Raw genomic sequence first — 20,786 nt, forward strand, 5'->3', positions numbered from 1 at the left:
GCGAGGTGCCGGTCTACCGCCAGCCGCGCGTGACCATCCTGGCCACGGGCGATGAGCTGGTGGTGCCGGGTCGCCCCCTGCCCGAGGGAAAACTCTATGCCAGCAACCTGGTGATGCTCAACGCCTGGTGCCGGCGCTACGGCATGCAAACCCGCTTTTCCATTTTAAGCGACACACCGGAAACCATCGTCCAACGTCTGGCCGAGGCAGCGGCGGACAGCGATGCGATGATCACCAGCGGCGGTGCCTGGACCGGCGAACGCGATTTTGTTGCCGAAGCGTTATCTGCCTTGACGTGGCAGCGGGTTTTTCAATGGATTCGCATCGGCCCGGGCAAGGCCGCCGGATTCGGTTTATTGAAGGGCAAGCCGATCTTCCTGCTGCCGGGTGGACCGCCGTCCAACCTGACCGCTTTTTTGCAGATTGCGCTACCCGGCCTCTTGCGGCTCGGCGGGCACCATCAAACGGCCCTACCCCAAATGAAGGTTCGTCTGGACCAATCGGTCTCCTGCCGGGATGTCGATTGGACCGAATTTGTCTATGGGACCTTCGACGACGATGACGGACAACCCGTCTTTAGGCCGCTCAAGGGATCCAGCCGCCTGAAATCCCTGGCCCTGGCCCAGGGGGTCATCGCCATTCCCGAGGGCGTCAAAACCCTGCCCGCCGGTTCCATGATTGCCGCCCAAATGCTTTTTTAGCCAAACACGCCAAGAAGGAAACCCATTTTGAGAAAAGAGACCGCCCACAGCCGGCAATTGCAGGCATTGTACGCCAAGGACGACTCACGCATTCAAGGAAAACCGGGATGGGAGAAGTTTCCCCTTTTCTGGTTTCTCCTGTTTCTCTCCTACCGATGCACCAAGCGCTGCCCGTACTGCTATGCCTTCAACCAGGTGGGCGACGACAACGCCAGGGACATGGACGATCGGACCTTCTCACGGCTCCTGGAATGGATTCCGGCCGTGTGGCAGGCCAATAATATCAAGGTCAACATCATCAATTTTTGGGCGGCGAGCCCATGCTGTGGACCGACCGCATCAGGCGCGTCATGGACACCGTGGACGCACAGACCGACGGCATGCAGGGCCTGGTGAACACCAACGGGGATCTGGTGGACAAGGTGAACTGGGATGACCTTGCGGCCATTCAATGGATGTCCATCAACATCACCGATCTTACCATCGACGAGCTGGCGCGGCGCATGCGGGTGATTCAAGCGCGCTCCAACGTGATCAACCAGACCGTCGCCGTGACCCTGGATGAGAAAAACCTGGCACGAATTCTCGATATCGCCCGTTTCGCCATCGAAAACGGCTACCGCCTGCGCTACAACAAGAACCTGTTCGAGGGGCAAAACGCCGCTTACCACCGCCGTTTATTGAAAAGCTACCACGCCCTGTGCGATCTCCTGGAGGATTACGCGCAGCGCGGATTCGATGTGCACACCACCTTCATGCTCGACTTTTTGATTCCCCTGTGGGATCGGGAAGCATCGCCCTACCCCTGCGGCAAGCGCATCGCCACCGTATTCCCCGATGGATCGGTGGGCCCTTGCATCCGGGAGCATGCCTTTAAAAGCGGATCCATCTTCGACGAGGACCCGCTCTCCGCCATGCAGTGCGCAACCTACCATTATGAGGTGATCCAACCGGACATCCCCGAAGAATGCCACACCTGCGAAGTCAAAACCGCCTGCCAGGGCGGCTGTCCGCGCGACAAACTGCTGCTCACCGGCAACCGGGCGGGCAAGTCGATTTTCTGCGATGTGCATCGGGAGATCATTCCCCGGCTGCGGGCGATCGAGGCGCTCAAGCAACGTCCTGCGGCGGGTTGATCGCTTAGCGTATCATCTGGGCACGTGCAAGGACTGGAAGGACACCTGAGGGAGGTAGACTCGCTCAAACCGTTGCTCAACGAGTCGATCACTTTTGCAGCCGGTCCAAGGGGCTTTGGACAGCATCAAGATTCTTTTGCATCACGTGGGTATAGATTTCTGTGGTTTTGACATCCGCATGCCCCATCAATTCCTGAATCACGCGGATATTCACACCATTTTCAAGAAGGTGGTTTACCGGACAGTGTTTTGGGAATGGGAACGGTCCGATCCTTACCGCCCTTGCCCAGCCGGACATAGATCAATCCGATTCAAAACATGCTTGTACAAAAAGATGATTGCGTTTAAAGCTTGACGTTGAGTTGCAGCTAAAACCTGTCTATCGGTCGTTGCTCTGGGCGCCTTTTCCTTACTTTGCCATGCTGATTTTGATTCTCTCATTGAATTGTGGTCTCAGTCTGGAGCGTGAGCGTCGCTTATCGCCCGTCGCTCATCGGTTTTCTTTGTGATCTTTTTGGTATTTTGTTCTGTCTCAGGCATTTTTCCGATCCTGCTTCCCTGTTTGCTTGTGGCCGGTTGGGGGTGGCTTCATTCGGCGCCCATGGTGTATGTTTGAATATGCGGTATCGGTGTCAGTAGACACACACCTCGGGCTTCGTCGAAGCAACAACAAGTCGCTTAAGCGGAACCGGGCGTTACGGTGCCATTTTGAACGGATGACATTGATTGAAAACTCGGGGCTTTTTGGACATTCGGCAGTGCCTGCTCCCGGCCCCTCACCTTGCCGTTGAGCCCTTTTCTAATCACGTTTGACGTTAATAACGGAACGCGTTATTATAATTTCTATGATCAGATCCTTTAAATGTGAAAACACCGAAGCGCTGGCAAAAGGATATCGGGTAAAACAGTTCGTAAACATTGAAAAAGTTGCACGTCGCAAGCTTAGACAGCTTGAAATTGCAAATCGACTTGATGACTTACGGGTACCCCCAGGAAATCATCTTGAAGCGCTCAAAGGTAATCGTTCTGGTCAGTATAGCATTCGCATCAATGACCAGTGGAAGCTTTGCTTTCGCTGGTTAGATTCTGGTGCTGAAGAGGTTGAGATTGTAGATTACCATTGAGGAGTTATAATCATGAAAAAACTTGACCCAATTACGCCAGGTGAGATCTTATTGGAAGAATTCTTAAAACCTATGGGACTTAGTCAATATCGATTGGCTAAGGAAATCGGAGTTCCAGCCCAGCGTATCAGTGAAATTGTCACCGGTAAACGTTCCATTACGGCTGATACTGATCTGCGTCTTTGCCGATTCTTTGGCTTATCCAATGGTTACTGGCTCCGCGCCCAAGCCGCACATGATACAGAGGTTGCGGAGCAAACCCTTGCCTCGATACTAAAAAAAATCAAACCTTGGTCAGAACAAGTGGCTCAACAACACAGTTGAGCGGGACCGGGAGAAACCATGCGCTTTTGTTACCCTCACCTGTAAAGGCCCTTTTGTTTGTGACAATAATTCCTTTGTCACACATCTCCCGGCCGCTCGCTTCCGCGTTCTGCCTGTAAAGACCTTGACAAGTCGTACGTATTAGCGTACGCTGTCTGAAAAATACGTTGAGGTGACTTATGCCGACTTTATCAGCCACTGAGGCAAGATCGAAACTTTACCGTCTTATCGACCAAACCGCCTTGTCCCATGAACCAATTGTAATTACAAGTAAAAGAGGCAATGCTGTTCTGTTATCCGAGGACGATTGGCGGGCAATCCAAGAAACAATGTACCTGTTAAACATCCCAGGCATGCGCGAGTCAATTCGTGAAGGTTTGGCAACACCTGTTGAGGATTGCAAAGAGGAACTCGATTGGTAAATTACAAGGTCGTTTTTACAAAACAAGCACAAAAAGACGCGAAAAAATTATCCGCCTCCGGCCTCAAGACAAAGGCCGAAAATATTATCGAAATATTGCGGGAAAATCCTTATCAGACCCCTCCTTTCTATGAAAAACTTGTAGGCGATTTAGCTGGCGCATATTCCCGTCGTATAAACATTCAACACCGACTGGTCTATGAGGTTATCGAAGACCAAAAGATTGTAAAAGTTATCCGTATGTGGACACATTATGAATAGCAAGGCAGAACACACATATCAAGTCGTTTAGCACGGACTGCCTGAAGTTGGTGGTTTTTCAGTTTTATCGGCTTCGAATCGACAGCCGGTTAACTTGCCGAACCGCTTTGACGGGAAAAGAATTGCTAAAATGTTTGATTATACTTTTACACATTGGGCTACTTTCTTGACAGCTGCCTTTTTATTGAATCTATCTCCAGGGCCAGATATGGCCTTTATCCTTGGCCAAACAGCAAGAAGAGGCATCTCTTCCGGTTTTTCTGCTATGTTTGGTATTTGGTCTGGTGCATTTGTCCATGTCATTTTTGCGGCCCTCGGTTTATCCGCCATTTTAGCCACATCGGCTCTCGTCTTTTCGATAGTAAAATGGATAGGTGCTATCTATTTAATTTGGCTTGGAATACAAGCCATACGTTCTGAAGGAGTTTTAATATCTGCAGGAGAGCACACATCGTCAGAAGGTATGGCTAAAATATTCAAACAAGGTGTTTGGGTAGATGTACTAAATCCGAAAGTAGCTTTGTTTTTTCTTGCTTTTCTTCCACAATTTACTGTGGAAGGTGCTGGGCCAGTCAGTGCGCAATTATTCCTTCATGGTGTTCTTATCATTGTTGTGGCAGCCTTTGTCGAACCGCCTTTAATTCTTATTGGAGGCAAGTTAACCGCATATCTAAGTAATTCCAGAAAAGTATCGCGTTGGATGGATCGCGGACTAGGTGCTTTATTTATTGGTTTGGGTATCAAATTAGCAACAACTGATAAAATATAAACATAGTACAACCATCGCTTGCATGCGACAGCTAAAACGCCGCGCCTGAAGCGCCCGTTGTTAATAGAAAGGGAGGGGGTATCTATGGGGATAAGGTACAAGATAATTCCTGGGTATAGTGTGGTTGTCGTTGTGCAGGATGGCTATATAATCGATGAAAAAAAGATTTCCTTCTACAAAAAACTAATTGAAAACTCGGAGATCGAAAGTGGTTATGCATTTTTGGTGGACCACACCAATGCTAAAGGCGAGTTACTTAGTTCTGATGCGATACAACCTTTAGCGGAATTTAGCAAGCAAATGAAGACGATCTACAATCTGCACGGAAAGGCCGCAATTATTGCACCCCGTGACATCACCTACGGTTTAACAAGGATGTACCAGGCATATGCAGATGAGATAGAGGATAATAACCAAGTATTTCGTGATGCGCAAAAGGCTGTTGATTGGCTTGGCATCCCAATGTCAGTTCTTGAAGAAGTTAGAAACAGTAATGAAGAGGACTTAGATTAACTGATAACATCGGGGTACTGACATCATAAATATTTCGCAACAGAGTGTTTCCAGCTGACGTTACCCGCCGATCGTTCCTCGCTCTGAGCAACGCAGATGAAACATGTGTTAGGAATCGCGGTAAACGAATAGCATTTAAAGGGCGTTCGTTTAAGGAAGCAACATGAAAGAAGCCTTGATAATTCTATTTTTGTCTATAACATTAACTTCATGTGGAAAAATTGGCGCATTTTTTAGATCAACAGATCATTTTATTGAACTTGAATCAGATAATCGTATTTTATACGAAAATGATGCTTTGGATATCGCACTGCAAGTCGCACAAAATTTGGAATGTTCAGTTAAAAAAGTTGAAGAAGAACAGTATGGTTCGTTTAACAAACCGATTGCGATTTATGTGTGTGGTACCAAGGAAAATTTCGCTAAGTTCACCGGCTTGAATCAAAAAATCAAGGCGGCTGTTTTCAATGGGAAAATATTTCTATCGGCAAGCCTTAGAGAGCAACCCGAGCGGATTTCGACCCTGACAACCCATGAACTTTCGCATCTCCATCTTATTCAGCAGGTTGGAACCTCAAAATATGTCCACAATATCCCAAGCTGGTTCGTTGAAGGCTTGGCAGTTTTTGTTTCAAATGGTGGAGGTGCTGAAAATGCAAGTGAGGCAGATGCAGCGCATGCCATTCTGGATGGGGCTTGCTTCCATCCAGATAGCACCGGAAGCTTCTTATTTCCCAAAACCGCCAGTTCATATCATTTGAAACCACATATGTTCTATCGCCAATCAGCCATGTTTGTTCAGTTTCTAAAAGAATATGATTCTGAAAAATTCAAAAGACTACTGCAAGCTATCCAAAATGAGAACAATTTCCAAAATGCTTTGCACGCATCGTATGGAAAAGAAATTGACATTTATTGGACAGAATTTAAGGAAAACCTAACAAAGCAAATTAACTCGGGTGCTAATTCCGCTGCGCTTCATTAGCACAGGCTATTTGCAACGTTAACCGTCAGGCAAATTAAGCTTGCATAGCACCATGGTATGATATATTGTCATACTGGAGGTGATTTAAATGACAGCATCTAAAATTGCAATTACAATCGACGACAACACACTTAAACGTTTAGATACTCTCGTCAAATCAAAAATTTTTCCAAACCGCAGCAAAGCTATTCAGGAGGCTGTTGCTGAAAAATTAATGCGCCTTGAGAAAAGCCGTCTTGCCCAGGAGTGTGCTAAGCTAGATCCAAAATTCGAACAATTTTTAGCGGAGGAGGGCTTCTCATCGGAGTCGGAAGAATGGCCAGAATATTAAGGGGTGATATATACTGGGCGGATTTGAATCCAGTAATTGGTAGTGAACAGGGCGGATTACGCCCTGTTCTTATTTTAAGCCACAATGTTTTCAACGACAGATCTGGTACTGTCATTGCTGTGGCGATCACCAGCCAGCCACAAAAGGCTGGCTATCCGTTGACCATGGAACTATCGGATACCAAACTCCCCAAAAGGTCTTGGGTAAAGATCAGCCAGATTCGAACTCTTTCTACGAAACGGATACGCAGAAAAATAGCAAAGGCATCTGACGAAGAATTAGCTCTTATTATTGACGGTTTGAATGAAATAATTGGCGGTTAACCTTTGCTTTCAGGGCGACGGCAAAAAGCCGCCGCGCGTGAAGCTGGCGTTTGGGAAAGAATCGCGGTTAGCTTCTTTTCTGAATATAGGTCACGATTTTGCTTACGGGCAATGCGTCGCTGGAGGGACCACTGCGGATAAAAAATTCTTCTGATTTTGCCGTTTTCAGATATACCGGTTCGGCAGACCGACTGCATGAGACGACGCCGATCTGCTTGCCGTCCACATGGACGAGGTCAAAGATTAGATATTTATGCAACTCGGCCCCGATGTGTTGATTGATAAGGTTTTTGAAGTGTAGCCGGCACTTGTCATCGTTGGCGAAACCATCTGCATCCAGCCCCATGATATCACTGTCATCCGATATACCGAGGAGCAGGGTGCCGCCGTCGGTATTCATAAAGGCCACCACGGCTTTGAGCCAGGCAAGTTCGATCTCCTTGCCTGCTTTTTGAGTATGCAGATTCATGCGCATGGTGGATTTGAACTCGATTGTGCGTCCTTCACCTTTGGCGATCATCTGCCGGATGCTTTTTTCGGGGTGCCTGCTGTCGTATCGATCCTCGGACAGGTCGAACGATCGTCCATAGCGCCGGATCATGAAAAGGGCCACCGTGCCGGTCAACAATAAGACGATGGCACCGATGGTCCAGAGTTCTGCACGCCGGTGGCTTACGTCGCCGATGATGTCCAACTCCGGAACCATGACACTCACCCAGACCTTCCGGTTGGTACCCTCCATGGCTTGGAAGCCGCACCACCAAGTCTGCCTGTCATGGTTAACAAAAAAGACCTTACCCGATGGCAACTGCCTTTCCTCCCAGGAGGTAACCATTTTTCGGATCAGGAGATCGTTGACCTCACCCAGCGAAAGAAAGTCGGAAAACCCGCTTTCATTCGTGGGCACATAAATCTGTGCGTCGTTTCTGAAGACGAAAACGCGACTGTTCTTACTCGGGGCCATGCGTTGGATTTCACTGAACAGGTTATCCAGAAGAATATCGAAAGCCACAACGATTTGAGAATCCCCGTTATTGACGTTCCGTGCAATAGAGGCGGTAATGCCCACCACTTTACGATCGAAATAAATGTACGGCCGCGTCCAGAACACCCCTTCTCTCGCCAGGGCCGGAGAAAACCAGGGCCGGCTACGTGGGTCATAGGTGGAGGGTTGGGTCTCTTCAGAAATTTTATGACGGTCCGCAGCCCAATAACACAGGACGGATTGGTGTTGTCCCCCGATGTCCTTGGTCTTTTTTGTTCGCCATCCATCGCCATCGATGGACACATAATAGCTTTTTCCAAGGGTGTCGGCCACCGAAATACCATATAAAATGCGATCACGCTTCAGTAGGGGAAACAGAAGATCATTGAACGCATTCGTATGGGACATCGACAGTTTGCCCGAAGCGATCCAGTCGCCGATCACTTCAAGTGATTGGGTCATCGAATCGACCATGGACTCGAACTGGCGTACCGCACTCGCATTGGCATTGTTGATGTATTTTTGAGCGATATCCTCACGTGCACGGGATGAGAATAATGCCACTGCTCCAAGGACAGCGGCGGAAAGCAGCATCAGCACCAGCAAGAGATCTCTGGAAAAATGTCGACGTTTTGTTCGGGAAATGTACATGAATGTCCTGATCGCTTATCTTTCAAGGGCCGGCGAGGTGATGCCCAGCCCACCACACATGGCGGATATCCAGGTGCCGATAAAACCCTGCTCACGAATGACGACGATCGCATCGGCAATGGGAACCAGGAACGAAAGGGGCGTTCCTTTAAGCAGGGCGACCAGCAAAAAAGCGGCGCCGGCCGCGGCACTGAGGATACCGTCAATGATAGCGGCCTTGCGTTCAGTAATCAGTTTAACTCGCCGGTTCGGCCATTTCCGGATCAGCAATCAGGATACCTTGGCGGGCAGCAATCCATTTTTTTCCAGCTCTTTCATGACCGCCTCAACCACCTGGCCGACTGCCTTGCCAACGGTTTCCGGGTTGGTAAGCTGCGATTCACCCGCCCATAGCAGGGATTCGGTTTTTATGTCGTACAATCGGGTTTCTATCGTGATTTGCTCATTCTCCCAGGTGACGGACGGCCAGTGATCGTAAACCTGCGAATAACTGTAAAAACTGTAGTAGTCTGGATAATTCGGCAGTTCGTCACGGCTGAACACCTCCGTCTCATCATAAGCGACCGGATGCGTAATTAGGACGCTATCATTCCCATACTTCTCGATAATTTTGAGAATGGCCGCTTCATCCAGTTGGGCGCCATCTTGGATGGGTAGCACTTCGCTACTGGTCATCGCCTCAACGCCCTTGGCAGCGAACCAGTCCTTGAAATGCTTCTCAATATCAGTGTTGTGGTGTACTTGTCAGACGAATGCATTTTGATTCAATCAGGAACTCACGGGCGAGCATGCTTTTTGATCCACGACGATTTCACCGGTGTCGGCATCGGTCACCCAGACCCAAACGCTGGCGATGCGGGGCTGCTTGACGGCGGCAAAGCCCGATGCATTGTCGAAATCCATCCGTTTGCCTTTGATCCGATACCGTTTCCCGCTCTGGGCGTTGAAAGTATGTATATATCTATGAATTCACTGAAGATACCATACTTGATAGTATTTATTTTTCTGGTTCAAATCCTCACGCTTAGCAATATCTCCTCAGCCAACAATGATATAATTGCACTCAGTAAGACGGAGCTAATCTGGCTCGCTCAAAAACATAAGGTGCGTGTGAGGGTCGGTAATTGGCCGCCGTTTATGTTTTCAAAAGGTGAGTTCAAGGGAATATCAGTTGACTATATCGAACAGATATTCAAGCTGCATGGAATTGACTATCAGTATTTCTCAGACCGAGAAATTCCTTGGAATTCTGCATTAGAGGATATCAAAAAACACCAAGGAATTGACTTGCTCCTAACAGCAAAAATAACGGAAGGAAGAAAGGAATTTTTAAGTTTTAGCGATGAATACATTTTTCTTCCATGGGTTATTTTTACTCGAACAGACGCCCCTTTTGTTGGTGGATTAGATGACCTTGCTGGGAAAACTGTCAGCTGGCGGAAAGAAATAATTCACCTTAAAACCCAAACACCCTGTTCGCGGATACCGTGGTTATTGACAGGCCCGACTAAAAATGCTATCGGAGCGAGTAAATACTTAAAAATTAGGGTGGCAGAAGTCGCCTAAACTTTTACGTTAACCAAGATCGTTTGACCTTTTCCACGGAAAGGGCCGCTGAATCACCTTCCATGCAATAAAAAAAACGACACACCCGTTTGCCACAGCGGTGTTGCAAGGGTTTTTCCGGCACTACCCCGGGTGGCGTGCAGGACCCGCGCACTTCGATACTGGAAATGGACGAGCAGAGCGATCCATCAACCGGCAAACGGCAAACCACGTCTTTGTCGGACGCATTTTTTTTCATCATGTCCATGATCCGAGAAATTGTTATCGGGAACCGCAAATCGATCGTTCCCGGCTTCCGGCCAGGGTTTGCCGGGCGCAGCTTTTCAGGCACAACCGCCGCAGCGTTTTTTTCGACCGGCCGTCCGCGGGATGGAAATCGACCGCACACACCTTGCCGCTGCCTAGCAGCCGCAATAAGGTGGATTCGGTAATCTCGACGCAAATTCGGTTTCTATCGATGGGTTTCATGCGAATCGGGCTCCCCCGGGTTCGATTCAGTCGGTGGTTTTCCCACCGGCTTGTCTTGGAAACGGTCTGATATCAATCACGCGCTTTTGGTTGTTTTTTGCGTTCCGGGGGTGATTGGCGCAGCGGCAATTGGCACATTGGCCGTTGCAACGGCAATGCGGCGTCTTATCCAACGCGTGCACATGGCAGCCCTCGGGGGCCAATGCCAATGCGCGTCCGTTTTCGCCCTTAAACAGCAGACGGTCCACCGGTACCCGGCTGAGGCGGAACAGGCACTGAAAGGTACTGCAGCCGAAGGGGCACAGCTTGCGCAGTCCACCGGTATGGATCAGCACCTTTCCCTGACCGTCATATCTGTCGCTTAAAAGATTGATCAGTTCCCATGCCGAACTGCCGTCAAAATCCCCGCTGGGATTGACATGCAGCTCCCCATTGCTTTGCTTGTATTCGATCTTGAAATTGGCGCTCATGTGATTTCACCTTTGTTTTGATGAGAAACATCAGAAAAAACATTTCGACCTTTAATTCAACGTACCTTCGCCCGCGTCTTCCCCCCGAATCACCTGGGAAACCGCGCTGAGGCTCGAATTGGCCAGCATATGAACCTGTTTGTTGTGCTTTTTGCTCAGGTTCTTGACAATCGTGCAGGCTGCATGGCTGTTGCAATTGACCGGGCAAAGAACCATGTCGGCGCGCTTGAAACTCGATTCAAGGCTCTTGGCGCCTTTCTTGACGTAGCCGTCGTGGTAGTCGAAAAGGCCGCCACACCCCTCGATCAATTCGCGATAGAGAGATTCCATGCGCGTGATCCCGCCGACAATCAGCACCCGTTTGCGGCACAGATCAAAGGAAGGGCAGCTGGCATCGCAGCGGTTCATGGCCGCCATCTCGCCGATCACCGCCCGGCTTTCCTCCCTGAAATACCGTTCCCGTTCGTGCTGCCGGGCGACCTGGTCGGCAAGCCGACGGTTCCGGACCGTTTGCACGGACAGTTTTTCCATGGCATTCGCCAACCTGCGTTGAACGTCGCCATGCTCCGCCTTCAGCCTTTGATTGTCCTGCTCCAAGATCATGGCCCGTTGGTAGTGATTCTCTCCTGAAAGGGTTTCGCGCAGGTTTTGGTTCTCCGCTTCCACGCTTGCCAGCCGGCGTTGCAAGGCTTTGTGTTCCCGACGCGTCTCCTCCATGGTCTTCTGCAACGCGCGCCGGACCTCCGCATCTTTTTTCCGCTGCTGCTGCAACTGGGCCGCCTCCCGTGTTTTCAGCTCCAGCCGGCGGGTGAGTTTCAGACGCGCTTCGACCGTCCAGTGCATGGCCATGTGGATTTCACCAAAAATCTCCCGGTGACGTTCGACGGGCAGCGTCGGGTCGGTTGCCACAATCCATAGTGCCTCGGCCGCCTGGCCCGATTCCAGGGCAGCCTTGAAATGCGTCTGGAAAGGATCAACATCAGGCCGGTACAATTCCTGCGCTTCCCGGTTTCGACCGAGTTTCTGGTTCAACAACGCGTCGATCCGTCGCGAGAGACGATTCTCGCGTTCCATGGCAGCAACCATTTTCTCGTGCATATCGTAAGGAGAGTCATCTTTGTCAAAGAGGCCGGTCTTTTTCAGCAACTGTTTCTGTTCCGTTTGGGTCAGACACATGCCGGCAATCGGGCATTTGAAGAAATGCTTCACTTCCCAGCATCGCAAGCGTTGACGGCAATCCGTGTCGAGCACAATTCCCGCCCCCGACTGTTGAGCGGGTTCCTGGCAGCACTGGGTTTGAAAGGTCATCATGGTTTCCTCCTTACGGTTATTGGCACACACCTGCCCATTGATTCCATATGCATGAGAATCCGGTTGAGGCACTCGTGTAGTATGCCAAGATGTCTGGCCTTGTCGGAAAGACTGTTTCCTGATCTTCGCCATGCGACGCCTGCGCAAAAATAAGCGCCGCGTCAATGTGCGGGAAATAAAGGAGGGAAGTGGGCGCGAATAGACGTACAAACAGAATGGGTGTCAATGCCTTTTTGTCGATGTCCGGAACGCCACCGCTTCCTTCTCAACAAGGTCCACTGAACACCTTCACTGTTTGTCACGCAGACTCGGAGAGTGTGCTGAAAACCGTAAGGCCCTCACTCATAATTAGAATATTCTAACTTTTGTTGGATAGACTTACACCAGTCGAATTTGTTTGTCAACGCGTTTTTTGCAAGTGGGAAAGCCGGGTTGGAACTTACCAGTTAATCCTCGGAATCGTTCATGCTATCGACAACACGATGAAACTCGCACGTAAAATCATTGCCTTGGACCTTACATTCTTCCGGACGGTGTCCGTGTTTCCGATACGCCTCGAAAAACTTCAACCAGCTGTTACCCGTGCGCGGACAAACCTGAACAAACGCCATGAAATCCGCCAGCCGATTCAAGGTAGCCGTGCTGAGGGCATGCTCCATCTGGCACGCTTCGCTATCGGCCGTGGCCGGTTTGATGTTCAGGATGTCGGTCAGAAACTTGCGCAAGACCTCATGCCGCCGCCGCATCTCCTTGCCCACCTTCGCACCATCGCGTGTCAACTCGACATATTCATATTTTTCGTAATTGACCAGCCCCCGGCTGTTCAGCGTTTTCAGCATGCTGCTGACGGTAGGCATCTTAACGTCCATACGCTTGGCAATATCTTTGACCCGAACCACTTTTTTATCCTGGTCCAGATCGAAAATCGCTTCCAGATAATCCTCCATGACCGACGTCAGCTTCTTTTCAGAGGCCTCTTTTTTCACCGGCGCTACCATACATCGTCTCCTGAAGTAAGAAGATTCAAACTTATTTTTAGATACTGAATCTATGTGACCCGGGACCGGGTTGTCAAGCCTCATTTCCTTTTACGGGCAACTGCATGGGAAGGCGATGGACGGGGATAAGGGGTGTCACCGGCAGTAAAAACAAATCCTAATTACACGCTTTTTTTGCCTAAAAAAATGCCATTCAGATCGCCATCACGCAGGTCAGGTGAATGAAGGGGAAAGGATGACCATGGTCGAGTATACATGAATAAAAGGGGAAAATACTTGCGACCCAGAGAGGAAAACCAGGATCATGAAGCGTCCACCGGCCGCATCGGGTCGGCACGGGTCTCGAGCGTATGGATCCTTTTTTAGTATCGTTTGTAATAATAGTTTATTGCCAACAGCTTACATCGGCTGTTGCCAATGCTTCTTCCCGTATGGGGAACATTGGCATCATAATAGACACAGTCCCCCTCTTCCATGATATATGTTTTTCCGTCGTACACCAACTCGTGGGTTCCTTCCAACACAAACAGGAACTCTTCTCCTTCGTGCTGAAATGTCCCCTGTTCTTCAAAGGCCGGCTCGATGATATAGGGTTTCATGTTTTTTCCCACGATCCCCGTTGCCAGTGCCCGATAGCTGTACCCCTTCCCGCGGCGCCGGTCTGTTCGACCTGTCCCTCGCCGTTCTTAATGAATTCGATACGCGGATCTTCAAGCTTTTGAACTTTTTCACTGGTGAGCAGGTTAACATGAACGCCCAAGGCCCTGGCCAGTTTATCCAAGGTTGAGTAAGGCGGTGCTTTTTTGGAACGTTCTATCTTCGAAAGATAACCTTTCGTCAGCCCCGTCAGATCTTCTAGGTCCTGCAGTGTCAAGCCTTTTGTTTTGCGCAGCAGTTTGATGTTTTTACAAACAAGCTCACCGACCATAGTCCCCTTCCTTTTCCTTTTCTATTGGCTGTTAACTATGCAGGATTGCAACGGAACGTTTTTTCACTCTTATCATTTTGCCTAACAGGAAACAAGCCAAAAGTCGCTCGCCAACATTCAATGAAATCAACGACGCATTTATGCTTTCGGTCATTCCAGAAGGTCTGCCGGCTGTCAGGTATGGGCCAGCATACACCTTCGATCGGTGTCCCTGTTCAATCGTCATGACGATCATCGCTCAACGGAGAGACTTGCACAGTTGACATCATCCGGCGCAGGACCTCCGTGACCGCATCGGCGAATACAGACGAGTTGATCTCGGCATCCACGTTGACAATCTCGATCGCTGGATCCAGATGCTGCTTCAGTGTCTCAATAAATGCCCGATCCGCAAGGGGATTGTGCAATACCGCACCAGGACGGCTCATCGAGGAGAACCCCTGGTTGGGAATGAAAAACTTCACCAGTTCCGGCCGCTTGCACCGATTCAAGTGATCTGCTACCTGCTGGGCGATTATCTGCAGTTCCTCAACCGTGGTTCTCGCCTGGACCCGCATAGCATCCTGGATCAAAAGTTGCCGACACGCCAGTTGGCGCTTCATCCAGAGGGGGTCCTCCTGGTCCCGGCGCTCGATGGGACCACAGCCAATCATATCAAAACCGCTGGGCGCTATAATATAAGGTTTCCCCATCGTGATGCCAGCGTCGAACCGATCCAGGCCCAAAGCCCGGTTCCCGCCGAGAAGATACTCACTGAATCCTGCAGGAACCAGATCAATAAACGCCTCGAACCGTCCCTGGCGGATAAGGTCAAAAGCGGCCCGCTCGCCCATGCCGGTGGCGTGAAACGAAACCATATCGAATGCCGATTCCAGTCGTTCACGAATCAACTGTGCGGCAACATCGCAGAAACCGAATTCGGTAATGGCAATGGCGGGCTTTGGCGTATTATCGGAAAGATGTGACTCGGCCATGCCACAAATCGCCCCCACCCCGTTGACCACTAGGCGATTGACCATTGCATTTCGCCCCACCGTATCCACAACGCTATGCATGACCGTAATATCGCTCACACTGAAGAAGCTTGCCAGTCGCCCTGCGTAGGCCGGAATGGCGGAAGCCGGGGTGATCATCACCTTGGGAAGCCCGAAGGGAAGCATTTTTAACGCCGGCAAGCAAATCATCATTCCCGTCATACCGGTAACGGTGATGACGCCGTCTACTTGCCCGGCATGCTGCATCGTCCCTAGGTGTTGAGATAACCCCCTGGCCATCATGGAGGTCACCCGTTCACGATCGGCGCCTTGCAATGGAAGGATCTCATCCATGTGGGTCCTTCCCGCGATGGCCAGCTGGTGACGCGTGATATCAGGCTCGAGTTCGGGTGTGATGGCCCCATTGCCGATGCTGATGTCCACCAAAATGGATTCATGGCCACGGGCCTGGATCTCATTCATGGCCAGTTGTAGCGCGGGTTCCCGTTCGTCCAGCATTCCGATCAGGATGATTGCCATGATAGCGATGCGCCCCTTCTCCGTTACGCAAAAGTTTACCCGATAGACATTTTTGATTCTGACTGTGATCAGGCGAATCCGTTAATTTGATAAATACCAGATTATCCTTCGAAAAGGCCATCTTTTTTTTCGTAAACGGCAATACTTTTTCATTTTTAGATACTTTTATCATTGACATTGGTTTTCTCTGAAACATCCAAAACAACATATTTATATTTGTTTTTATTATATTTTTACACTCAATGATCTGATAATAATTATATACAGGTTGATATTTTATCCTAATTTGGAAATAATTTATGTTGACAGTTTGGAAACATAACTCTATAAATGAAGAAAATTCAGGTCATGAATATTAAAAACCGTTCTTCTTCAACCGATTCGAACCAAGAGGTCCTTTCAATGGCAAAAAAAATTATCATCATTGGCACCACCGACACCAAGGGCGAGCAGTTGATCATGCTACGGGATAAAATTGCCGCTTTGGGCCATCAGCCGCTGTTGATGGATCTCAGCATGGGCGGCCAAACCCGTTATCCCGCCGACATCCCACCGGATGAGGTTGCCGCGCTGTCGGGGAAAACGATGCAGGAGATTTTTGCTGCCGATGACCGTTCCGTAATCACCGAATGGATGACCCAGGGGGCCATTGCCAAGGTTCAGGCCCTTTTGGCGGAAAAATCCCTGGATGGCATCGTCGCTGTCGGTGGTATGAGCATTGCCTTGATTGGTGCCAGAATCATGGACCAGCTACCCTTCGGGATTCCCAAAGTCATTGGTACCACGGCGGCCATGCCGGTCTATGTCGCCAAATTGTTCGATGCGAATGACATCACGGTCATGCAGCTGATCATGGAGATTGCCGGCACCAATGATCTGATTCAAAACGCCATCTCCCAGGTGGCAGGTGCGATTTGCGGGATGGCCCAATCGTGCTTTGATCATCGAAGCCTATCATTGCCCAAACCTGCCATCGCCATCACCCAAATCGGTTTCTCAGACCAATGCGCCAAAAATGTGGAATGTCTTCTCCAGGAAAAAGGATATAGTGTTTTTCCCTTCCATGCCCAAGGCATCAGCGACCGCGCCATGGACAAATTGATCGGCCAGGGTTTTTTTGACGGTGTGATTGAAATTACACCCGCGGGACTGATCGAGGAGAAGTACAAGGGCAATCGCGCCGCTGGCTTTGACAGGCTAGATGCGGCCGGTGAGAGAGGCATTCCCCAGGTATGGGCGCTTGTTGCCTCAATTTGACCGGTGTGGGCCCGACGCGTTTCAACCGGGAGAAGTACCTGGCCTCTGGCAAGATCTGGCATATGGATGCCATCCGATCCATGACCCGCTTTCCCGAAGATGAATTACTCGAAGGCGCCCGTATGTATGCCGAGAAGATGAATGCCGCCAAGGGGCCGATTAAGCTGGTGGTTCCCCTCAAAGGGTGGTCCTCCATCGACAAGCCAGGAGATATCCTGCACGATCCGGAGCAGGATCAACTGTTCGTCAAGGAGCTGAAAAGCCGCCTCAACGCCGATATCATCGTAGAAGAGGTCGACTTCAACCTTGAAGAGATGGGGTATGCTCAGAAACTGGTATCCAGCCTGGAAGCATTCATGGGATAATACATTGATCTGACCGACGCAGGGATAAACAAAACGGACATGGGATATTGAGCGAAAGGGAAAGCCATGCGCAAGATAAAATTTGTCGACCAAACCATAAGGGATGCCCAGCAAAGTCTCTGGGCCTATTTGATGACCAATGAAATGCTCCTGCCCATTGCACCGACCATGGACGAGGTCGGCTATGAGGAAATCGCCACCATCGGCAGCATGGGGATCACCGTCCAGGTGCGCAATCTGATCGAAGATCCATGGGACCGGATTCGCAAACTGGCGCAATTGATCACCAAGACCCCCCTGCGCGGATCATATATGACGGCCAGCCTGGCCTCGTTTGATGTCGATACGCCACAGGACGCCATTGCCCTTTGGATCAAACGCATGGCGGCCAACGGGGTGGACAGCTTCTGGGTGTGCGACTACCAGACCGACATGGAACGGTTTTATAATTTTGCCAAATTGTCCCAGGATCTGGGCTGCAAGGTCTATCCGGCGCTGATGTACACCTACAGTCCGGTGCACGATAAGGACCACTGGATCAAAAAGACCCGCCTGATCGCGGAAATCAAGGACGTCGTCGACGGTATCATGATCGAAGACGCCGGGGGGGTGATCAATCCCGAACGCACGCGGGAACTGATCACTGCGGTCAAAGCCAACTGCGGCGATCTACCGGTTGAATTCCACTCGCATTGCAATGTCGGCATGGCGCCGCTTTGCTACCTCGAAGCGGTTAAAGCCGGCGCAGACACCCTGCACACGGCGGTTCCGGTGTTGGCCAATGGCACATCCTTGCCATCGATCACCAATATTTTGGCCAATACCCGGCACCTGGGATATACCGACGACATCAATGACGAAGCCCTTGAAGCGGTCTGCAAACACTTCGAAACCGTTGCCCAGGAAGCCGGTTTTCCTGTCGGTGTCCCCCAGGAATACAGTGAATACCACTTCGAGCATCAAATTCCCGGGGGCATGATGACCAACTTGAAACGCCAGCTGGGCGAGCTGAAAATCGAAGACCGTCTGGACGAGTTTATCCAGGAGGCGATCCAGGTGCGCAAGGACTTCGGCTATCCGGTGATGGCCACCCCGTTTTCGCAAATCGTCGGCGCCCAAGCCGTTGAGAACTGCATCGTCGGCGAACGCTACAAACGGATCCTCGATCAGTCCATCAAGTATATCAGCGGCCACTACGGTGAACCGCCGGGACCGATCGATTCTTCCCTGATGGAACGGATCAAATCCATTCCGGAAGCCAAGGCCATTTTGGCTTGGAAACCGGTCAACCGCTACAAGCCTCTCGAACAGCTGCGCGAGGAGGTGGGCCCGGACCTCTCCGATGACGAGTTCCTGCTACAACTCCTGATCCCGGGGGTGAATGCCAAAAAATTTGCCGAAAAAGTCGAGGCTGCTGAAAAGAAAAAAGCATCGGCACCGCCCAAACGGCCGGCACAACCGGCGGCCGGACAGGCTACAGGCGGCATGTCCATGAATTTCCCCATGCAATTTCTGGTGGACGTTGAAGGCGAGGAATTCAATGTGACGGTGAGGGGGCTTGGCGGGGAAGATGGTGATGCCTCATCCGTGGCCGCTGCAGATGGTAATTCACCCAAACGCGGCGCGGCCGACGCCCCCGGAGCCGTCAAACCGAACATGGCCGGGTCGCTCGTTTCCATCAAGGTTTCACCGGCGCAAACGATTAACGCCGGCGATCCGCTGGCAACCTTAGAGGCCATGAAAATGCTCAGGGAAGTCAACGCCCCCCACGGCGGCGTCGTCAAGGAAATCTTTTTTGAAGAGGGCGACATGCTTGAATCCGATGACGTCCTGATGATCGTGGAGCCGACCCATGAATAAAATTCTCATCGCCAACCGGGGCGAAATCGCCATCCGCGTCATGCGGGCCTGCAGGGAAGTGGGGATCAAGACCGTGGCCGTCTATTCCGAGGCGGATGAGAAGGCCCTGTTCACGAAGTACGCCGACGAAGCGTACCTGATTGGCCCCGCACCGGCCAGCAGAAGTTATCTGAATATCGACAAGCTCATTGAAACCGCCAAAACCTGTGGGGCTGACGGCATCCATCCCGGTTACGGATTCCTTGCCGAGAACAGTGGGTTTGCCGACCGATGTGAAAAGGAAGGCATCAAGTTCATCGGACCGTCGAGCCGCGTGCTCGATCTGATGGGCAACAAGATTGCCGCGCGCCATGAAATGCAGAAGGCGGGCACACCGATCGTCCCGGGAACGGACGATCCGACCGTTGACGATGACGAGGCCCTGCGCATCGCCGGCGAAATCGGCTATCCGGTAATCGTCAAACCGGCCGGCGGCGGCGGCGGCATCGGCATGAGCATTGTCCACAGCCAAAGCGAGCTCATCAAGGCCCTGGAGAACTCCCGCACCATCGCGTCCGCGGCGTTCAATCTGGCCGACGTGTATATCGAAAAGTACGTCACCCATCCGCGGCATATCGAAGTGCAGATTCTGGGTGATTCACATGGAAATGTTGTCCATTTGAACGAGCGCGAGTGTTCCATCCAGCGGCGTTATCAGAAAGTGGTGGAAGAAGCCCCCTCCCCTGCACTGACGCCCCAGCTCCGCCGGCAAATGGGTGAGGCGGCCGTAAAAGCGGCCCAATGGATAGGTTACGAGGGCGCGGGAACCATCGAGTTTATCTTCTCCGAAGGCGAGTTCTACTTCATGGAGATGAACACCCGTGTTCAGGTGGAGCACCCCGTGACCGAAATGGTGACCGGAATCGACATCGTCAAGGAGCAGATTCGCGTGGCCGCCGGAGAGCCGCTGAGTTTTACTCAGGACGACGTAAAGATAAACGGCTGGGCCATTGAATGCCGCATCAACGCGGAAGATCCCCTGGCCGACTTTGCGCCGGCGCCGGGCAAGGTAAAAAGCTACCGGTCGCCGGGAGGAACGGGTATCCGCGTGGACAGCGGCGTGTATGCCTCGTACACCATTCCTAGCGTTTACGACTCAATGATCTCCAAACTGATTGCCTGGGGCAGGGATCGGGACGAAGCCATCTCCCGGATGAAACGCGCCCTTTATGAATACATCATTACCGGCGTAAAAACGAACATCGATTTCCACAAAGCCATCATGGATCACCCGCGTTTCGTCGCCGGTGACATCGATACGCATTTCATTGAAAAGGAAAAATCGCTTTTCGACGACATGGTTGCGAAAACAGAGAGCGAAACGCCTCTGGCGGACAAATTGATTTCGTCTCAGGACAAGGCAAAAAAGGCCGCCCTGATCGCGGCTTCTACCGCAGCCGCCATTTTGCAGAAAAACGCCGCCGGTCAATAGCCCCCCTTGCAAGGTTAGGCTGGCGGAAACAAACGTCATGCAGATGGCCGACCA

Annotated in this window: 26 protein-coding genes and 1 pseudogene; 16 read left to right on the top strand and 11 right to left on the bottom strand. The window is 51.0% G+C overall.

Going from position 1 to position 20,786, the window contains the following annotated elements; all coding sequences use genetic code 11:
* From JCM12296_RS10165 to JCM12296_RS10175, 3 genes are all read left to right on the top strand, one after another.
* Positions 1–701 (top strand): molybdopterin molybdotransferase MoeA (locus tag JCM12296_RS10165; protein ID WP_172683836.1); only part of this gene is annotated, 701 nt, incomplete at its 5' end.
* A 27-nt stretch (positions 702–728) separates the two neighbouring features.
* Positions 729–1,097, top strand: a complete 369-nt coding sequence (locus tag JCM12296_RS10170) for a hypothetical protein (RefSeq protein ID WP_054692240.1) — start codon at positions 729–731, stop codon at positions 1,095–1,097.
* On the top strand, positions 1,022–1,837 hold the full coding sequence (locus tag JCM12296_RS10175; protein WP_083456019.1) for an SPASM domain-containing protein: 816 nt from the start codon (positions 1,022–1,024) through the stop codon (positions 1,835–1,837). Before JCM12296_RS10170 ends, JCM12296_RS10175 begins: the two co-directional genes overlap by 76 nt.
* An 88-nt stretch (positions 1,838–1,925) precedes the next feature.
* On the opposite strand, the gene JCM12296_RS10180 is transcribed toward JCM12296_RS10175, so the two are convergent.
* On the bottom strand, positions 1,926–2,135 hold the full coding sequence (locus JCM12296_RS10180; RefSeq protein ID WP_083456020.1) for a tyrosine-type recombinase/integrase: 210 nt from the start codon (positions 2,133–2,135) through the stop codon (positions 1,926–1,928).
* Between the two features lie 547 nt (positions 2,136–2,682).
* Between JCM12296_RS10180 and JCM12296_RS36195 the strand changes: the two genes are divergently transcribed.
* The 9 genes from JCM12296_RS36195 to JCM12296_RS10215 all read left to right on the top strand — a co-directional run bounded on the left by JCM12296_RS36195 (position 2,683) and on the right by JCM12296_RS10215 (position 6,888).
* Positions 2,683–2,961 carry a type II toxin-antitoxin system RelE/ParE family toxin gene (locus JCM12296_RS36195; RefSeq protein WP_083456021.1) on the top strand — a complete coding sequence of 93 codons (279 nt, stop codon included), beginning with the start codon at positions 2,683–2,685 and terminating at the stop codon, positions 2,959–2,961.
* A 12-nt stretch (positions 2,962–2,973) separates the two neighbouring features.
* Entirely contained in the window at positions 2,974–3,285 is a 312-nt protein-coding gene (locus tag JCM12296_RS10185) for a HigA family addiction module antitoxin (protein ID WP_054692247.1), read from the top strand.
* A gap of 179 nt (positions 3,286–3,464) precedes the next feature.
* Positions 3,465–3,707 (top strand): type II toxin-antitoxin system Phd/YefM family antitoxin, encoded by a 243-nt coding sequence (locus JCM12296_RS36200; protein WP_083456022.1) that lies wholly within the window; start codon positions 3,465–3,467, stop codon positions 3,705–3,707.
* Entirely contained in the window at positions 3,701–3,967 is a 267-nt protein-coding gene (locus JCM12296_RS10190) for a Txe/YoeB family addiction module toxin (protein WP_054692248.1), read from the top strand. Before JCM12296_RS36200 ends, JCM12296_RS10190 begins: the two co-directional genes overlap by 7 nt.
* A gap of 94 nt (positions 3,968–4,061) precedes the next feature.
* Complete coding sequence (locus tag JCM12296_RS10195) at positions 4,062–4,736, top strand: LysE family translocator (protein WP_218188037.1); 675 nt, start codon at positions 4,062–4,064, stop codon at positions 4,734–4,736.
* Between the two features lie 84 nt (positions 4,737–4,820).
* Positions 4,821–5,249 (top strand): hypothetical protein, encoded by a 429-nt coding sequence (locus JCM12296_RS10200; RefSeq protein WP_054692250.1) that lies wholly within the window; start codon positions 4,821–4,823, stop codon positions 5,247–5,249.
* Positions 5,250–5,412: 163 nt separating this feature from the next.
* Positions 5,413–6,234 carry a peptidase MA family metallohydrolase gene (locus tag JCM12296_RS10205; RefSeq protein WP_054692251.1) on the top strand — a complete coding sequence of 274 codons (822 nt, stop codon included), beginning with the start codon at positions 5,413–5,415 and terminating at the stop codon, positions 6,232–6,234.
* A gap of 88 nt (positions 6,235–6,322) precedes the next feature.
* On the top strand, positions 6,323–6,565 hold the full coding sequence (locus JCM12296_RS10210; RefSeq protein WP_054692253.1) for a ribbon-helix-helix domain-containing protein: 243 nt from the start codon (positions 6,323–6,325) through the stop codon (positions 6,563–6,565).
* Positions 6,550–6,888 (top strand): type II toxin-antitoxin system PemK/MazF family toxin, encoded by a 339-nt coding sequence (locus tag JCM12296_RS10215; protein ID WP_054692254.1) that lies wholly within the window; start codon positions 6,550–6,552, stop codon positions 6,886–6,888. Before JCM12296_RS10210 ends, JCM12296_RS10215 begins: the two co-directional genes overlap by 16 nt.
* Before the next feature lie 67 nt (positions 6,889–6,955).
* Here JCM12296_RS10215 and JCM12296_RS10220 read toward each other — a convergent pair whose 3' ends face one another.
* Genes JCM12296_RS10220 through JCM12296_RS10230 form a run of 3 tightly spaced genes read right to left on the bottom strand, consistent with a single transcriptional unit; the run spans position 6,956 to position 9,199 of the window.
* On the bottom strand, positions 6,956–8,524 hold the full coding sequence (locus JCM12296_RS10220; RefSeq protein ID WP_054692255.1) for an RNA-binding domain-containing protein: 1,569 nt from the start codon (positions 8,522–8,524) through the stop codon (positions 6,956–6,958).
* Positions 8,525–8,539: 15 nt separating this feature from the next.
* Positions 8,540–8,794: a hypothetical protein gene (locus tag JCM12296_RS10225; protein WP_054692256.1), complete on the bottom strand. Its 255-nt coding sequence runs from the start codon at positions 8,792–8,794 to the stop codon at positions 8,540–8,542.
* A complete protein-coding gene (locus JCM12296_RS10230; protein WP_054692258.1) occupies positions 8,795–9,199 on the bottom strand; it encodes a hypothetical protein in 405 nt (134 codons plus the stop codon).
* A 36-nt stretch (positions 9,200–9,235) separates the two neighbouring features.
* Here JCM12296_RS10230 and JCM12296_RS10235 point away from each other — a divergent pair, with 36 nt between their 5' ends.
* Complete coding sequence (locus tag JCM12296_RS10235; protein WP_083456023.1) at positions 9,236–10,090, top strand: transporter substrate-binding domain-containing protein; 855 nt, start codon at positions 9,236–9,238, stop codon at positions 10,088–10,090.
* 261 nt (positions 10,091–10,351) lie between these two features.
* Here the strand turns inward: JCM12296_RS10235 and JCM12296_RS10245 are convergent, their stop codons facing one another.
* The 7 genes from JCM12296_RS10245 to JCM12296_RS10275 all read right to left on the bottom strand — a co-directional run bounded on the left by JCM12296_RS10245 (position 10,352) and on the right by JCM12296_RS10275 (position 15,779).
* Complete coding sequence (locus JCM12296_RS10245; RefSeq protein ID WP_054692262.1) at positions 10,352–10,558, bottom strand: hypothetical protein; 207 nt, start codon at positions 10,556–10,558, stop codon at positions 10,352–10,354.
* A gap of 26 nt (positions 10,559–10,584) precedes the next feature.
* Positions 10,585–11,028 carry a hypothetical protein gene (locus JCM12296_RS10250; protein WP_054692265.1) on the bottom strand — a complete coding sequence of 148 codons (444 nt, stop codon included), beginning with the start codon at positions 11,026–11,028 and terminating at the stop codon, positions 10,585–10,587.
* A gap of 51 nt (positions 11,029–11,079) precedes the next feature.
* Entirely contained in the window at positions 11,080–12,339 is a 1,260-nt protein-coding gene (locus tag JCM12296_RS10255) for a DUF2325 domain-containing protein (RefSeq protein ID WP_054692268.1), read from the bottom strand.
* 446 nt (positions 12,340–12,785) lie between these two features.
* Positions 12,786–13,337 (bottom strand): metal-dependent transcriptional regulator, encoded by a 552-nt coding sequence (locus tag JCM12296_RS10260; RefSeq protein WP_054692271.1) that lies wholly within the window; start codon positions 13,335–13,337, stop codon positions 12,786–12,788.
* 362 nt (positions 13,338–13,699) lie between these two features.
* The gene (locus tag JCM12296_RS10265) at positions 13,700–13,936 is read right to left on the bottom strand and encodes a cupin domain-containing protein (protein WP_157067516.1); all 237 of its coding nucleotides are present in this window, start codon (positions 13,934–13,936) and stop codon (positions 13,700–13,702) included.
* A complete protein-coding gene (locus JCM12296_RS10270; RefSeq protein WP_054692277.1) occupies positions 13,933–14,265 on the bottom strand; it encodes a helix-turn-helix domain-containing protein in 333 nt (110 codons plus the stop codon). Before JCM12296_RS10270 ends, JCM12296_RS10265 begins: the two co-directional genes overlap by 4 nt.
* A gap of 215 nt (positions 14,266–14,480) precedes the next feature.
* A complete protein-coding gene (locus JCM12296_RS10275; RefSeq protein ID WP_054692280.1) occupies positions 14,481–15,779 on the bottom strand; it encodes a Tm-1-like ATP-binding domain-containing protein in 1,299 nt (432 codons plus the stop codon).
* A 402-nt stretch (positions 15,780–16,181) separates the two neighbouring features.
* Here JCM12296_RS10275 and JCM12296_RS10280 point away from each other — a divergent pair.
* The 3 genes and pseudogenes from JCM12296_RS10280 to JCM12296_RS10295 all read left to right on the top strand — a co-directional run bounded on the left by JCM12296_RS10280 (position 16,182) and on the right by JCM12296_RS10295 (position 20,732).
* Positions 16,182–17,401: pseudogene (locus JCM12296_RS10280) on the top strand (Tm-1-like ATP-binding domain-containing protein).
* A 66-nt stretch (positions 17,402–17,467) separates the two neighbouring features.
* Positions 17,468–19,261 carry a pyruvate carboxylase subunit B gene (locus tag JCM12296_RS10290; RefSeq protein ID WP_054692288.1) on the top strand — a complete coding sequence of 598 codons (1,794 nt, stop codon included), beginning with the start codon at positions 17,468–17,470 and terminating at the stop codon, positions 19,259–19,261.
* Positions 19,254–20,732 (top strand): acetyl-CoA carboxylase biotin carboxylase subunit, encoded by a 1,479-nt coding sequence (locus JCM12296_RS10295; RefSeq protein WP_054692290.1) that lies wholly within the window; start codon positions 19,254–19,256, stop codon positions 20,730–20,732. The genes JCM12296_RS10290 and JCM12296_RS10295 overlap by 8 nt, the downstream gene beginning before the upstream one ends.
* Positions 20,733–20,786: the final 54 nt, after the last annotated feature.

Origin of the sequence: Desulfosarcina cetonica JCM 12296, assembly GCF_001311845.1 — a bacterium.
GTDB classification, from domain to species: Bacteria; Desulfobacterota; Desulfobacteria; order Desulfobacterales; family Desulfosarcinaceae; genus Desulfosarcina; species Desulfosarcina cetonica.

Excerpts from the sequence above, each read along its gene's own strand:
- JCM12296_RS10175 (WP_083456019.1), top strand. The coding sequence starts at position 1,022 with ATGCTGTGGACCGACCGCATCAGGCGCGTCATGGACACCGTGGACGCA.
- JCM12296_RS10180 (WP_083456020.1), bottom strand. The coding sequence starts at position 2,135 with ATGTCCGGCTGGGCAAGGGCGGTAAGGATCGGACCGTTCCCATTCCCA.
- JCM12296_RS36195 (WP_083456021.1), top strand. The coding sequence starts at position 2,683 with ATGATCAGATCCTTTAAATGTGAAAACACCGAAGCGCTGGCAAAAGGA.
- JCM12296_RS10185 (WP_054692247.1), top strand. The coding sequence starts at position 2,974 with ATGAAAAAACTTGACCCAATTACGCCAGGTGAGATCTTATTGGAAGAA.
- JCM12296_RS36200 (WP_083456022.1), top strand. The coding sequence starts at position 3,465 with ATGCCGACTTTATCAGCCACTGAGGCAAGATCGAAACTTTACCGTCTT.
- JCM12296_RS10200 (WP_054692250.1), top strand. The coding sequence starts at position 4,821 with ATGGGGATAAGGTACAAGATAATTCCTGGGTATAGTGTGGTTGTCGTT.
- JCM12296_RS10205 (WP_054692251.1), top strand. The coding sequence starts at position 5,413 with ATGAAAGAAGCCTTGATAATTCTATTTTTGTCTATAACATTAACTTCA.
- JCM12296_RS10210 (WP_054692253.1), top strand. The coding sequence starts at position 6,323 with ATGACAGCATCTAAAATTGCAATTACAATCGACGACAACACACTTAAA.
- JCM12296_RS10215 (WP_054692254.1), top strand. The coding sequence starts at position 6,550 with ATGGCCAGAATATTAAGGGGTGATATATACTGGGCGGATTTGAATCCA.
- JCM12296_RS10220 (WP_054692255.1), bottom strand. The coding sequence starts at position 8,524 with ATGTACATTTCCCGAACAAAACGTCGACATTTTTCCAGAGATCTCTTG.
- JCM12296_RS10230 (WP_054692258.1), bottom strand. The coding sequence starts at position 9,199 with ATGACCAGTAGCGAAGTGCTACCCATCCAAGATGGCGCCCAACTGGAT.
- JCM12296_RS10235 (WP_083456023.1), top strand. The coding sequence starts at position 9,236 with ATGCTTCTCAATATCAGTGTTGTGGTGTACTTGTCAGACGAATGCATT.
- JCM12296_RS10245 (WP_054692262.1), bottom strand. The coding sequence starts at position 10,558 with ATGAAACCCATCGATAGAAACCGAATTTGCGTCGAGATTACCGAATCC.
- JCM12296_RS10250 (WP_054692265.1), bottom strand. The coding sequence starts at position 11,028 with ATGAGCGCCAATTTCAAGATCGAATACAAGCAAAGCAATGGGGAGCTG.
- JCM12296_RS10255 (WP_054692268.1), bottom strand. The coding sequence starts at position 12,339 with ATGATGACCTTTCAAACCCAGTGCTGCCAGGAACCCGCTCAACAGTCG.
- JCM12296_RS10260 (WP_054692271.1), bottom strand. The coding sequence starts at position 13,337 with ATGGTAGCGCCGGTGAAAAAAGAGGCCTCTGAAAAGAAGCTGACGTCG.
- JCM12296_RS10265 (WP_157067516.1), bottom strand. The coding sequence starts at position 13,936 with ATGAAACCCTATATCATCGAGCCGGCCTTTGAAGAACAGGGGACATTT.
- JCM12296_RS10270 (WP_054692277.1), bottom strand. The coding sequence starts at position 14,265 with ATGGTCGGTGAGCTTGTTTGTAAAAACATCAAACTGCTGCGCAAAACA.
- JCM12296_RS10275 (WP_054692280.1), bottom strand. The coding sequence starts at position 15,779 with ATGGCAATCATCCTGATCGGAATGCTGGACGAACGGGAACCCGCGCTA.
- JCM12296_RS10290 (WP_054692288.1), top strand. The coding sequence starts at position 17,468 with ATGCGCAAGATAAAATTTGTCGACCAAACCATAAGGGATGCCCAGCAA.
- JCM12296_RS10295 (WP_054692290.1), top strand. The coding sequence starts at position 19,254 with ATGAATAAAATTCTCATCGCCAACCGGGGCGAAATCGCCATCCGCGTC.